Consider the following 14,778-nt stretch of genomic DNA (forward strand, 5'->3'; position numbering starts at 1 on the left):
TCATATTGAAAAATTGGTATCAAGTTAAAATATTGGGGATTTGGTAGTTAAGGTTTGATTTCAGCAAGTCTGGAACAACTTACCGTTTGGCTATATTTAAAAAATTTAGTAGTTTAAATAATTATTGCTCCTATACATTCCCGTAAGGGAAGTTACAAACAATTCTTTCAAAACGCCCGTTTTACTACCGTCTTTATAGCGACCTTATAGCGATATAGCCTCTCTATGCCTCCTCTATGATACCTCTGTGCTTTCCGCCCCGGAGAAAGCAATGAGGTAACATCGACAGGCAATCCCGAAGGCAATTCAGTTCAGCAACAAAAGCAAAAAGCCAGCTATACATTGTATAACTGGCTTTTTGCTTTTGAAAGATCAACCTGTTATTATTGAATAAGCGAATAACCATTGTCACCATTCTTTACATTAAGATGCCAGGGATTTAAGATGATGATTTTTTTTTCAATGGCGTACTTCAGTAATCCTATTGTTGATTTAACGCCTATTTTCTCTTTCAGATCCTGTCGTATTTTTTCAATAGATCTTATACTTAAAAACAGATGGTCGGCAATTTCCTTATTACTTTTCTCTTCCCACAAAAGGCCGAGGATCTCTTTTTCTCTGTCGTTCAATGCTATGGGACGTAAATAACTATATGTCTTTATAGTATTCTGTTTGTTCCAGTACATCAAATCGGTAAACATTTTATTACGGTATATCCTTTGTTCGGAAAGGGAGGTAATTGCACGAATCAGCTCTTCAGGCTCATCTGCTTTTGAGATTATACTATAAACACCTGCATCCAACATATCACTCAGCAGGTCCATATCGGTACACATAGATAAAACCAATATTTTTATATCCGGGTATTTGCTTCTGATTAAATTCACGGCCTCATTGCCGCTTACCTTAGGCATATATACATCCATAATCAGAACATGAACTGTAAAATCTTTTAATTTATTCAGCAGATCGGGGACATCGGGCGAGCTAATTACCACATTTAGATTCCTTTGTTCAGTTATATACGCTTTTAAAGTTTTGCGGAACAAGGTGTGATCATCCACAATGGCTACATTGATAGCAGGAATAGGCATAAGGTTTATGTATTAAAAATTAAATATTACTTTACGAACATCAATTTTATGGATAAATATATGTCAACCCAACAAATTGATGTTACATAACAATGAAATAACAACTTCATTACTTCATTAAATTTAATGAAAATACAGTTTACATGTTATGCAATTTTGTAAACGCGCATTTTAGGTAATAAATGCGCACTTTAGGATGATAAGTGTGCCAAATTAATTCTTACAAGGAAAAAGCAACACGGGAGGGATGAGAAATAATTCTAATCTAAAAAGTCAGAATAACATACACGTACATACGGATGTGGGGGGAGGAAAGCAGCAATTAAAGGTTTACGCTTATGCCTTAGTGAAGCAAGATAGCTGATTGGCATCGGACGCAGTAGGAAAATACCCTGCGTTTACCCCTTCCTGAAGCATGCGGGAGAACCATTCAACATTTATATCGGGGAAATATAGTCCGGCCTCAGCCATTAAATCGAGGGTCTTCTTATTTATATAGTTCACTTTTCTTGGAAAATCAACAGATCGCTGAATCCAGGTATCCATTAAATCAATGGATCTTTTATCTACGGCTGTACTGCCTAAACCGGCGATTGCGCTTTTGTAAGCAGGCATATTAACAATATCGATGTCATAGCCCAATTGGCGAAGCAGGTCGGCTATCTGAACAAAAGAGTAGTAATAGGAACTGTCGATATGCAGGCAATCAGGTTGATGATCAGCCCCTTCCAAACAGAAATGGCTGATGCCTTTCGCAACAACGTCAACATAAGAGAATGAGACCAGTTCGTTATAAACATTCGGGATCTTTTTTAAGCAGATCATTCCCTTAATTAACTGAAAGACCCTGTTATGGTGAATATTCTGCTGAAATTTTCCATACTGCGAATCAGCTGCGATATGTCCCACCCGGTAGATACTCGCAGTACCGCCTTTTCTGGAAAAGGCGCGGACCATATTTTCGGCATCGAATTTGGTTCTTTCATAATCGGAGATAAAAAACTGTCCATAGTTAAAATCATCTTCCGAGAAGTCCTTATCAATGCCATTTGGTACACCTCCGCTAACAGCAAGTGTAGAAATGTAATGAAGCGCTTTATTTTTTCCTGCTTCCGCCAATTCGATGACATGCTGTGTAGCAAGAATATTTGCAGGCATTAATTCTTTATAACTTTTCAACAGGTTAGTATCTGCAGCCGCATGCAGGATCACATCTGTATTATTGGCGATCTCCTCATAGGAGGCTGCCGGTATCCCGAAATGTTCCGCTAAAAGATCCCCTTTTATCACACGAATACGATGCATTCTTTCTTCGGGCCATTCATTAAAAAAGTAACGGTAAACGCTTTCAAGCCTGTGCACCGCATGCTGGTGATCTTTTCCCCTTACAAGGCAATAAATCTCTACAGCCTCATTGTTGCATAGTTCGTGCAACAGATGAATGCCAAGAAACCCGGTAGCACCGGTAAGAAAAACAGTCTTTTTTCCCCTCGGCTTACCGGCCTTCATTCTCAGGTTATATAAAGGCTGGCCTACGGAAGGCATATTGCTTATAACAAAAGGCAACCGTATTGCTTCGGATCCGGTATCCCTACCATTTAAACTGTTCTTTAGCAATTTAAAGAACCTGCTGATTATATTATGAATACGCTCAGCCGATAATATATTCAAATGATATTGCACATCGATACGCAGCAATTTCCCTATGAATCGGGCTGTAAAGTTGAGCTTATACTCGTCAAGTGCCCTATTGGTTCTTGTAGGCCCTGCGTTAAAATAAGCAGGTTGAAGCCGTAAACTGTCATTGCCCAAAAACTCAGGAAAAACTCCCAGATAATTGAAACGAATGTCGGCATAGCTGGTAGTACTTCGTGCAAACTGGTCATATAACAAGTTCAGTTCATTTGCGACCAGGCCAATCTTTTGTATCAGATCGGCACATGCAGCAGGATCCGATTTTCCGGCTTCAATGTGTACAGGCCAGGTAGTGGCCCACCAGGCCACTGACCTGCTTAAGTCAGGCAGCTCTTTGTGCTGCGGCCGGCCATGAAATTCCATATCGATTGTTATTTCAGGTACGGCGAACTCCTGCAGCACGGCATTACCCAAAGCACTTAACAAAAATCCGCATAAGGAAGCAGCCTTTCCCTGCTCCTGCATATTGCGCAATATCAGGGAAAGACCTTCAGGCACAACGATATGGCTAACTTCTATAGGCTTTACCGGCGCATAATTATTATCGGAAACAGGCAGCCTATACATTTCCGGATCGCTGATAACGCCGGGTATTTCATTGCTAAATACCTTACCCGAAAGTTCGTCGAAAAAATGATCAACTGTATTTTCACGGGTGATCAGCACCTGCTCGTTTTTAAGCAACCTGTCATAATATTCGCACAGCTCATCGATTATAATATTCCATGAAACTACATCGACGCACAGGTGATGGCATAATAAGTAAATATAATCATCCCCCCCTGGGTCAATAAACAAATTCACCAGGAATAAACAGCCCTTTTCGATAGCTATCCTGGTCATCAGCTGACTGCAGGTTTCCTGTATTTGTACAGAAACCGGTTTGTTGTTGTTTATAACCGTTACATCCACATTCCGGCTGGAAAAGCGATTGGCCACAGCCTGATGATTCCCTGCATTTTTTTTGAACGGCTTAGTGAGTTCAGCATGGCTTTCCATTACATAATGTACAGCCAAAACCATTTCCCTGATTTGTATTTTATTTTCCGTTTGAAGCAATATAGCCTGACAATAGGCATTCTGATCGAAGTTATTTCTCCGAAGAAATTGTTGTTGTGAAAAAGTGAGCCGACGGGAATCATTTTTGTTGACGGGCACCTGTATATCTGTTAGCCTTTCAGGATCCAACAATATGAAATCTCCAAACGTGCTGTTATTATTCAGGTCGCTGATATGGATCTTATAGCCATGCCTTTGTAATCTGCCTGTTAGTTGAATTGCCAGCAGGGAGTCTCCACCGATCTCAAAAAAATTGTCCGATTGGGCTATTTCATCCTTACTAAGGACCAACTTCCAGGTAGCTTCCACCAGTTCGGGCCAGGAATCACCATGGCCGTTATCCCCCGGCAATGGGTGTACTGATGTGGTTTTCTTCACCTGCTTCTTCAAAGCGTTCAAATCGATCTTACCGTTTGAGTTATACGGTGCTTCGGTATAAAAATAAAAATCAGCTGGTATTTTCCAGGCAGCCAGCCGGGTCGATAACCAGTTGCGGAGCTCTTTGCCGATCTGTAGTCCTTTCGGAATTTTAATATAGGCCTCTATGTTATGCTCCCGGGTATCCGACACACAAACAATAACATTTTCAATTCCCGGGTAAGCAGAGATGGCCAATTCAATTTCTCCCAGTTCAATCCGATATCCTTTTACTTTTACCTGCCTGTCGGTCCTATAAAGAAATTCGTAATTACCATCGTCCAGTTTTCTGCATACATCACCCGTTCTGTAACACCATAATTGTTTTCCTTTAATTTCTTTAATGAAAAACTTTTTACCGTTCTCCGCCTCGTTCTCAAAATAACCGGTACTAATACCAGGACCGGTTATATACAATTCACCAATCCCATCAACAGGATTATCCAGAAAGCAGTAACCATTTCCGAGCGGTGTACCCAATGGAACAGATCCTGTTGCATCAAAATGCTTCGAATCGGCTCCTATTTTAAACGCAATGGCCCCTATGGTAGCTTCGGTAGGGCCATAATGATTATATAAGTTTGTACAGATCCCCAATGAAAAGAGTATGCGTATCGTTTCCCAACTCAATTTTTCACCACCGAGTACAACATGATCTATGGGGTTTCTATACGGTGCTTTCAGATGTGCAATAAGCGCCAGTAGGTGCGAGGAGGTTATTTTAACCAGAGAAATATGATCCTGAGCAATAATATCATGAAAAATAGCAGGATCGGTAGCTTCATTTTTATCCAGGACCCTAAGCATTCCACCCGAAACAAGCGCCACCAGCAAATTGGTAAGTCCAAGATCGGCGGCGAAAGTGGACGCGTGCACTGCATTTACTTTTTCAGGGTTACCCAGTTTTGCATGAATGGCGTATGCATAATGCAACACATTCCCATGCGTTATCTGTACCGCTTTCGATTTTCCGGTTGTTCCACTGGTTAGCAGAATATAACATACATCATCAGCCCCGGCACTACTTTTGGGTACAATCCTGATGTTTTCCTGCACAGACATCCATACCTCTGTAAAATCAAGCACCTTCTCACATCCAACATCCGGCACAGTGGGTACATTTAAAGCATCCAGTATAACCGCTTTGGGTTTCACCTCTCTGGCTTTTATAATATTTGCCGGCAACCCGTCTTCATGGTCGAGCATGACAGGTATCGCTTCACAAAAAACAACCGCCCAAAAAACAAGGAGGCTTTCTGTATTTTTTTTACTTATGACCACTACCCTATCCCGCGGTTCAACACCGTGTTGAACAAATACCTGGGCAATCCTCAGCGCGTCGTCATACAACTGCCCATAAGTATAAGATCTTTTGGAATCTTTTATAGCTATATTATCAGGATACAGCTGTACCACGACTGACAGTAGTTCAGCCAGATTATTAACCTGCATAGATTCGCGATAAATAAAAATGATAGTTTAAGGATACGCCTGCCGTGTAGGCCGAATGGAAATATTATCAAGGTTTACATTACCCGGCAGGGAGAGCAGAAAGCCTATTACCGCTGCTATGTCGCCGGGTTGCAATATGGGACCTACTTCCTTTGAATAGTCGTCAAACCATTGCCTGCTGTAGCCGGCAGACTCCTGAAAATTAGTGTGTACAAGTCCGGGCTCTATCAATGTAACCCGTATGCCCTGTGGACCAAGCTGCCGTCTTAATGCTTCTGTAAGTCCATGTGCGGCAAATTTTGTGGCGCCGTACACTGAATTAAAAGGAGAAATATTTCTGCCAACCGTAGAACCGATCACCACAATATCGAGTGGGTCCAAAACACAGTCCCGGCCGGTTGCTACTTGTTGCACCATACTGTTACCAATATGTCTTAACTGATGCATTAATCCTTTTATATTAATATCTATAAGACTGTTCCATTCTTCGGGATTGGAAGTAATTACCGTACCCGGCAATCCCCTTCCCGCACTGGCTATAAAAATATCCGGCGGTTGATTCCAGGTAGTGAAGCATTGGGCAATGCAGGCAGCAGAGATGTGCCCATCAGCCGCATCTCCACACACGATCTGCGTACAAGGGATGCCGGCAATGCGATCAGCCTCTTTTTGAACAGCTACCAGGTTTTCCAGTGTACGGGCATTCAGCACCATGCGAATGCGCTGTTCGGCCAATCTGTAAACGGTTGCCTTCCCTATTCCTGAACCCGCGCCGGTAATTATGGCGATTCTTTCTTTCATAAATGCACCTGATTAATAGTCAGCAGGCTGGTGAACGGATACGTGTTTAGCCATCACCTGCTGTACATTCACCTGCCGGATAAGAGCCGCTTTAACATCTTCAACTGTGATGAGCCGCATGCATTCATGCGTATAAGGACAAGGGTCGCCATTAAGATGATGAAAGCAAGGCGCACATCTGACATTCTTATAAATATTGATATTATTATCGTGCCCCCAGTGCACCGGACTTGTATCCCCAAACAACACAACACCAGGCAAACCAAATGCATTGGTTGCATGTCCCATACACGATTCCACCCCAACAAACGACGTGGCATATTTCAAAAGACAAAAAATGTCACGGATGCCCATCTTATTATCCCGCCAATCGATAGCACCTTTTACCCGGGGCTCATCTTCCATACCTACCTGAATGAAAGTAAATTCCGGCAGTTCCCTCACAAGAGCTTCCCATTTCTCTATTGACCACATATGGTTTACCGATGTTCTGGAATATACATGCATGATAATAGTATTCCTGTAGGGTGCCAGCCTGTGACGGGCTTTTGCCTCTTCGCGTTTTGTAAAGAACAATTGGACATTCTTATTCTCCAAACGCACGTCCAGATCGGAAAAAAGTTCAGGCACCACTTCCTTTACGTTCTTGTTATAAAGCCATGACACCGGAATGGCGTTTGGACGCATACTATAATGCTTCAACTTTTGGGTATCAAAAAAATGGCCCTGCCTGCGCGAATTATTAAACAGGTAACTGAATAAATGATATGGATAGCGCCATAGGTATAAAGGCGGCAACAAACGCAGGGAATCAATATAGGGATTATTTAAAAGCACTTCGCGATGCGATTTTTTAAGGCAGTAAACGATCAGCTTATGATCGGAATAACATTCCTTAACAGCACGAAGCGCAGGTGTAATAAGCAAAACATCGCCTAATCCAGCCCTTGTTGTAACGATAATATTTTTAGTCATGCAGTACCCATTTAAGTTCATTCAACCTTGCGGTAAATACTTCCCTTTCAATCACTAAAAAATTGCATACTTCCCTTCTGCGCGACAGATAAGGTTCACTTTTCTGTTTTTCAAGGGCGGCTTCAATTATTCTTAACTGATTTTCAATCTCAGTAATACGCAGCGCGATTGCGTCAAACTCTTTAGGGATATTCATAATTGAGTAATTGGAAAAAGAAATGACAGTAAGATTATTCAACGCTACTGTATGTTACTTAGCTACAAGCATGGCTAGCGCATTTGTCAGTAACATATTTTTAAATGATGTTACCAACAAACCATTTGGGACCACTGCAATTTAGCCCCAAAATGCCTGATAGTTTCCTGTACCAGTACCCCTTCTTGTTTCGGTTTTTACTAATTAATTTCCGTCCTGGATCATTCGTTGCCGTTATAACAAAACTGAACAATGAATGTATCAGAAACGTACAGGTGAAAAAAAAGGAAAATCTATTTTATTAGTTAACAATGCCTTATAATCTGGCATTTTTTTAGTACCCTTACACCGGACATTGCGTCTTCACTTTCCCCTCTTTACAGCATCAACAACGTATAAAAAAGCAGTATGATAAAAAATTATTTAAAAATAGCCTGGCGTAACCTGATGAAAAGTAAAGTTTTTTCATTCATCAACATTGCTGGTTTAGCCATAGGGATCACCGTTTGCATGATGATCTTTCTCTTTGTCATCAATGAATTCAGTTTCGACAAATTCCATACAAACGGGGAAAACATCTATCGGGTGTTTAGAGGGTTTGACGACAATGGATCCAAAAGGGCCGTTTCTTTTCTTTCGGGTCCTTATGCACCAGCCCTGAAAAATGACTTCCCTGATATGGTCAAAAGAGTAATGCGGATAGAACCATCAAACAACCTGATTGCATTGGGAAATAAATCTTTCAATGAAAAAAACCTGATCTTTGCCGACACGGGCTTTTTCTCCTTTTTTACTTTCCCGTTTTTAAAAGGCAATCCGGCAACAGCGTTGAACGATCCTAACAGTGTGGTATTGACCGAAACAACTGCAAAAAAGTATTTTGGTAACGAAGAACCGATGGGCAAAGTGCTGAAAATGGATGAGAGCACGCTGTTAACCGTTACTGGCATTGTCAAAGACATTCCTTTTAATTCTCATTTAAAATTTGACCTGGTAGCTCCCCTATCGCTACACTTCCGCTTCGATAACTTCAATAAATGGCCGGCCAACCGGCTTTATACCTATGTAATGCTCAACGACCATATCAATAAAAATCAGCTGGAAAAACAATTGCCTGATTTTATGGACAAATACATGAGCACGACCATGGCCAAAGCAGGTAAAAGATATGAGCTTAATCTGATACCCTTATACGAAAGTTATTTTACGCCCCCCAATCCCATCGACACAACAAGAACAGGCGATAAAACAGTGGTGTATATTTTCTTATCGGTAGCAGTGCTGATCCTTTTGATCGCCTGTATTAATTTTATCAATCTTTCCACCATTCGCTCGGTAGAACGGGGCAAGGAAGTAGGTTTACGTAAAGTGATGGGTGCCCTGCGCAATCACCTTGCCTGGCAGTTCATCGGAGAATCGATCTTACTGACAGCCATTTCCTGCGTCATTTCCATTGGCCTGCTATTGTTGCTGTTACCGGCTTACAACCGCGTACTCGATAACACCCTCAGTTTCTCAAGCATTCTGAAACCCCTTTGCCTGTTTCTGCCCCTGGTGACCCTGGTGGTGGGCTTCCTGGCAGGCGGCTATCCGGCTGCTATTCTTTCGGGCTTTTCACCCATCCAGGCGCTGAGAGGCAAACTGCGGCTGGGCAACAGCGGGGCCTTTTTTCGCAAAACACTGGTAGTGGTGCAATTCAGCATTTCTGTACTGCTTATTATTTGCACGCTGATAATTATCAGTCAGATGACCTATTTAAAGAACAAAGATCTGGGATACAATGAGGAACAAACAGTAATTGTGCCATTGGATAACAGGGCCATTTATGACGGTAAAGACCTGTTCAAACAGGAACTTCAAAGCAGGAAGGAAGTAAAAGCCATATCACTTATGACAGGTGAACCGGGTGGTTATTTTGACGGTATGGCATTCAGCGTGGAAGGAAAAGGCGATGAACCCTGGAAATTCAAGACAGAATTTGCCGACTTCGAATTTGTAAAGACATTGGGTCTGAAAATGGTGGCCGGAAGAGATTTCTCCCCCCAGTTTCCCACCGACACAACCGATGCGGCCCTGATCAATCAAACTGCAGCGGCAGAACTTGGATATACACCCGACCAGGCACTAGGCAAATGGATCCAAAACACCTCGCGCGACAGTACCAGAAGAAGGATCATTGGCGTGGTGCAGGACTTTAACTTTCTTTCGCTGAAAGAAAAGATGTATCCACTGGTGATTGCACCCAATCCGGGAAGACGGGTAGCCCTGATAAGATTACAGGCAGGAAATATAGAGGCCAGTATCACTACAATTAAAGAGGCTTATAAAAGAATAGCACCTGCCTACCCCTTTGAATACAGTTTCCTGGATCAAAAATTTGATATCATGTACAAAGCAGACCTGAAGGAACAGACCATACTCAGCCTCTTTTCAGGACTGGCAATCGTTATTGCCTGTTTAGGATTGTTTGGCCTGGCATCATTTACCACGGCCAAACGTATCAAAGAGATCGGAATAAGGAAAGTGCTCGGTTCATCGGTACAGAACATCGTGCTATTATTATCGAAAGACCTGTTAAAACCGGTATTGCTGGCAACCCTCATTGCAATACCGGTAAGTTATTATATCATGTACAACTGGCTGCAAAACTTTGCCTATCACACACCCTTACACTGGTGGATATTTGTAGGATCGGCAGGCATCACCATTGGCATTGCTTTGCTAACCATTGGCATCAAGGCTTTGCGCGCAGCATTATTAAATCCGGCAAAAAGCCTTCGAATAGAATAATATTTTTAATTCTGGGCTTCCTTCCTGTACAGCACAGGATTCAGGGAAGGATCGTTGTACATCTTCAACTGACGATAAACTTTATTGATCTTTTTACCAGACCTGATATCTTCGATCAGCCAATTGATAGAAGTCATCAGGTCTTCTTTTTGCCCTATCAGGACCTTCTTCCTACGGAGACAATTATCGATATGGCTTTCCGGTGCGTCTTTCCTGTTCAGCTCTATTTCCCAATGAAATTCTTTTAAAGCAAGGATCGACAGCCTGTCAATAGCCCATCCCAGGCTTTCGGTACTATGACGGGCATCTTTTTCAGGCACTATATCACGATGCACCCGCTGAAAATAATCGTCGATCTGTTCAACGGTGTCAGTTCTTTTCTGATTCAGCGTATCGATACGCCTCTTGATCGAAAGGGCATAATTGCTGTTGATATGGGGATCCCTGATTATATCTTCCAAATGCCACTGAACCGTATCAATCCAGTTTTTTATATAAAACAATGCATTGGATGATTCTTCTTCATACGGATTATGCAAGGCCGCATTAACATCGTCGTAGATATGGTAATCTTTAATTGACGTTACAAATACGTTATACACCTGCTGTGAAATTTGTTCCATAGAACCTTTTGTTTAAAGTTGGCTTTTTATTAATTTTATACACAACCATAACCGTTATACCATGTTCGACGTTATTTTACAGTGCAACAACAACTCCAATAGCAGAGATGCCAAAAACGTATTGATCATTTATCACCTTGAGAATAAAATATTTATTGGCGACACCTATATTCTGATCAATAAACTGGCATCATTACATGCATTTTTCAATAAAGCTGCTATTGATATCAATTGCACGAATGAAAAACATACTGTATTGTGCAGCACGCTGCTTAAGAACAATCCTTATATCAGAAAACTTATAAACAACAGTTGGGAGGACCTTGATTTCCGCTCGTATGATATGGTATTTTGCATTTCACGCAACGAATCGCAGATCCTGGAAATGATGGAACAGCAATACAAACAAATGCCACAGCTGCCCTGGACCACGGCAGTATACTCCATGAGCGTTCAATTGCTAAACTGGGGACCAAACCCGGTTATCAGTTCAATATTTCCTTCATTCAGGGACATGCTGGATGACCAGTCAGCATATAACCCTGCTACTCTTTCTGAACTATATATAGGCCAGGAAGAAAAAGAATGGGCCAATCAATGGTTGAGAGATAACGGACTGAAGGAACACGAGCGGCTGTATATTGTACTGGACTCCACCTCAGAAAGATATAAGTTGATGAATATGGACACGTATCATACCGTACTTTCTCATCTGCTGAAGGAAGAGTCGGCAAAAGTGTTACTTTTCGACGAGCAGGGTATCGGAAAAAAAAGCTTTTACTACGAATGGCTGGGAGAAGAGCAGGCATCAAAATTAATATGCTCCGTTAAATTGAGCCTGCGTGAAGCCCTTTCCCTGCTCAGTTCAGATTATACGAAACTGATATTTGGCCCCTGCACCGGGCTCATTCATTGTGCATCCGGCATTTATAACCACTTTATTCGGCAGGGAAAACCTGCTGAATCAATGCCTGCAATCATTACCTACACTGGCAGGTATGCCGATGGCCACACAGCGGAGTTCTGGTGGGGTACTTCGCCCCTGGTCACCTGCATTATAGTACGAACTACAACCGCCAATGAAAAAGAAGCCGTTTTACTTAGTGACTTACCGGAAGAAGAGCGGAAAGATACCAGTCGTTTGTTATGGTGCAATGAATACACGCCGGATATGCTTATCAACTATTTGCCGGCACATTCACATTCGCTGGTTATTTAAAGAGTAATGTGGCCATAACTCAAATGCCGTTCAAGCCTGCTTTCCAAATTTACCAGGCTGTCAAAAAGGCTTGAAAAATCATTGATCACGAAATATTCATTCTGTAACTTATAGGGATTGTATGGGGTGCGGAACAGATGATCGATATTAAAGGAGTGTTTAGGTACCCGGGCATTACGAATATTTTCAATTTCATTGGCAGAAGTAATAATAGCCCCGCCATATACTTTATACTCATTGTCTTCTACGATCAGCCCCATTTCATAAGTATACCAGTATAACCTGGCCAGCAATTCCACCGCATGCTCATTACCTACATACCTGATAGCGATCTTACTGTAGGCGATCAGAAAATCACTGAACTTTTTATTGATCAGCAAGGGCAGGTGACCCAGTACATCGTGAAAGATATCCGGTTGTTCGCTAAAGTTCAGTTCCGACGCCTTACGAATGGAAGTTGTAACGGGATACTTTTTTTCAATAATCAAATTAAAAAAATCCTCCGCAGGAATAAGCCCTTTAACAGGAACCAGTGACCACCCTGTAAACCCGGATAACTTATTACTAAGGGCAGCAATATTGGGTAACCTGGAATTTTGGATCTGTAACAAATCCAACCCATACCAATACTCTTTAGATATTTTGTTCCGGTTTAATGCCGCCTGCCTGCGGTTCATTTCCTCCCATACTAAATGGTCTTCGCTGGAATACGCATCATATTCCTGTTCGATCAAATATGTTTTCATGAAATATTAATTAAGATGTTTATGGTAGCATGATCCTAGATGGCATGTACCGGCCTTTTTATGTCGATTTGCTCTATCAGATCTCTGAAATATTGTTCAGGGTTTGAAAATGTTATATCAGGATGTTCTGTCGATATGGTATTACAGATCAGGGTAAAGAGGTCCATAGTTTCCACCAAAGCGTTCCAGGAATCATTCGCCTCATAATGCCCAAATATATTTTCCAGTCTTTCGAGAATAAAATCAGGCGCCCAGCTCTCCAGATATCGTCCCTTTTCAAAAACATCAAACTCATTTCCATACGTGCATTTCATATACACCTCTATCAATTCAAGTAACTTATATTTCATAGCATGGTCTGCCATGATCTTCACATGCATCAATTCATTACGGGCGATGGCAACAGCGGCACTGTATGCCTGCACCCAAAACCGGTTCACTATGTTTTGCAATTTCTCTTGTGAAAAAGGGCTTTGAATGAATTTGTATTTGCGGCTGATGTATTGTATCCTGCGCAAATAATTCTTTTTATCTGCCAGCATCGTCAAACCGCGATAGGTATATTTCGGAAGATAGAAAAAGTGGTTTTCAATGATCCGCCGCCACAGCCTGGGCAAAAGGTGTAATAATTTCGTATGATCGCGCAGCCATAAATAAACACGTCCTACCAACAAAACCCGTTTGTCCCAGAACATAAGGTCAAGACGGGCCCCATTCGTAAAATAAATTTTATGACAAAAACTGATAAGCGGCACCTCAAGATTGTACTCATGATAATAGGCCAGCTCGCCGATCTTTTTAATCCAGGAGAGGTCTTTATCATAAAAATGCCGTCGCCTGGCAAAGACAACCACATCGATATCTGAGTATTCGTCGGCAAGCTTGTTTTCATTTCCCTGTGCCCCTCCTACGAACATGCAAATGATGTCCTTATTTTCTTTTGCCCAGTTGCGGAGATTGTTGATAATGGCATCGTTTTGTGAGTTTGTCATAATAAAGTTTTATTGGTTGCTACAGCTGCATAAGAGGTCCGGATAATAGCAGCGATCCGTTGTGCATGCCGGTTTATAAAAAAATGATCTCCTTCCAGTATTTCATGATCGAACCGGGTGTGGGTAAATCTTTTCCAGTTGGCAATTTTAGTCACCTCTTCTTCCATACTGCCCATCATAGCGAAAATGGGTGCGTCTATGGGAGTTGCATTGGCCAGCTCATTTCTTTCCGCCAGCTCAAAGTCGGCTCTTAGTATAGGTTCAAAAAAATCGATCAGATCTTCGTTATCCAAAAAAGCCTGGGGGATGCCACCCAGCAGTTTCAGTTCTTCAATAAAATCACTTCTTTTCATCAGGTACCTGTTTTTAGGTTCCCGGGCACCAGGTCCGGCATTGCCGCTTACGAGCAAACAGGCAGCAGGTTTTCCGCTTTCTTCGAACCTTTGCGCTAACCCGAATGCCAGATAGGCTCCCAGACTATGGCCATACAGCACCAGATCCGCGGCTGTTTGCTGGCGATTGATCTGATAGAACAGATCTTCCACCGCATGGTCAAAATCTTTTAACAGGGGTTCGGTTATACGCTTGCCCCTGCCAGGCAGCTCCAATGGCCACACCTCAAAATCTTTCAGTAACGGAGTAAGGAACTGGAATGAATAGCAATTTCCCCCGGCAAAGTGTAGTAAACACAATCGCGGTCTGCTCATGTTGTAGAAAGT

General features: G+C 42.1%; 11 protein-coding genes. 2 read left to right on the forward strand and 9 right to left on the reverse strand.

Features of this window, described 5'->3' with window-relative positions:
* Positions 1–383: 383 nt before the first annotated feature.
* From BMX95_RS25905 to BMX95_RS25925, 5 genes are all read right to left on the reverse strand, one after another.
* A complete protein-coding gene (locus tag BMX95_RS25905) occupies positions 384–1,094 on the reverse strand; it encodes a response regulator transcription factor (protein WP_081197538.1) in 711 nt (236 codons plus the stop codon).
* A 336-nt stretch (positions 1,095–1,430) separates the two neighbouring features.
* Positions 1,431–5,717: an SDR family oxidoreductase gene (locus BMX95_RS25910; RefSeq protein ID WP_081197537.1), complete on the reverse strand. Its 4,287-nt coding sequence runs from the start codon at positions 5,715–5,717 to the stop codon at positions 1,431–1,433.
* 27 nt (positions 5,718–5,744) lie between these two features.
* Complete coding sequence (locus tag BMX95_RS25915) at positions 5,745–6,518, reverse strand: SDR family NAD(P)-dependent oxidoreductase (RefSeq protein ID WP_081197536.1); 774 nt, start codon at positions 6,516–6,518, stop codon at positions 5,745–5,747.
* A gap of 12 nt (positions 6,519–6,530) precedes the next feature.
* On the reverse strand, positions 6,531–7,493 hold the full coding sequence (locus tag BMX95_RS25920; RefSeq protein WP_165758805.1) for a glycosyltransferase family 9 protein: 963 nt from the start codon (positions 7,491–7,493) through the stop codon (positions 6,531–6,533).
* Positions 7,486–7,689 (reverse strand): hypothetical protein, encoded by a 204-nt coding sequence (locus tag BMX95_RS25925; protein ID WP_081197534.1) that lies wholly within the window; start codon positions 7,687–7,689, stop codon positions 7,486–7,488. Before BMX95_RS25925 ends, BMX95_RS25920 begins: the two co-directional genes overlap by 8 nt.
* Positions 7,690–8,097: 408 nt before the next feature.
* Between BMX95_RS25925 and BMX95_RS25935 the strand changes: the two genes are divergently transcribed.
* On the forward strand, positions 8,098–10,479 hold the full coding sequence (locus BMX95_RS25935; RefSeq protein ID WP_081197532.1) for an ABC transporter permease: 2,382 nt from the start codon (positions 8,098–8,100) through the stop codon (positions 10,477–10,479).
* 5 nt (positions 10,480–10,484) lie between these two features.
* Here BMX95_RS25935 and BMX95_RS25940 read toward each other — a convergent pair whose 3' ends face one another.
* Positions 10,485–11,102, reverse strand: coding sequence for a DUF4254 domain-containing protein (locus tag BMX95_RS25940; RefSeq protein ID WP_081197531.1), 618 nt, complete (start codon positions 11,100–11,102; stop codon positions 10,485–10,487).
* Positions 11,103–11,163: 61 nt separating this feature from the next.
* Here BMX95_RS25940 and BMX95_RS25945 point away from each other — a divergent pair, with 61 nt between their 5' ends.
* On the forward strand, positions 11,164–12,321 hold the full coding sequence (locus BMX95_RS25945) for a hypothetical protein (RefSeq protein ID WP_081197530.1): 1,158 nt from the start codon (positions 11,164–11,166) through the stop codon (positions 12,319–12,321).
* Here the strand turns inward: BMX95_RS25945 and BMX95_RS25950 are convergent.
* The 3 genes from BMX95_RS25950 to BMX95_RS25960 are packed head-to-tail and all read right to left on the reverse strand — an operon-like array spanning position 12,318 to position 14,766.
* Positions 12,318–13,067, reverse strand: a complete 750-nt coding sequence (locus tag BMX95_RS25950) for a hypothetical protein (protein WP_081197529.1) — start codon at positions 13,065–13,067, stop codon at positions 12,318–12,320. The two genes, BMX95_RS25945 and BMX95_RS25950, sit on opposite strands and share 4 nt — an antisense overlap.
* A 35-nt stretch (positions 13,068–13,102) precedes the next feature.
* Positions 13,103–14,059: an aminoglycoside 6-adenylyltransferase gene (locus tag BMX95_RS25955; RefSeq protein ID WP_081197528.1), complete on the reverse strand. Its 957-nt coding sequence runs from the start codon at positions 14,057–14,059 to the stop codon at positions 13,103–13,105.
* Entirely contained in the window at positions 14,056–14,766 is a 711-nt protein-coding gene (locus BMX95_RS25960; RefSeq protein WP_081197527.1) for a thioesterase II family protein, read from the reverse strand. The genes BMX95_RS25955 and BMX95_RS25960 overlap by 4 nt, the downstream gene beginning before the upstream one ends.
* Positions 14,767–14,778 lie beyond the last annotated feature (12 nt).

This window comes from Niastella yeongjuensis (assembly GCF_900110245.1).
GTDB classification, from domain to species: domain Bacteria; phylum Bacteroidota; class Bacteroidia; order Chitinophagales; family Chitinophagaceae; genus Niastella; species Niastella yeongjuensis.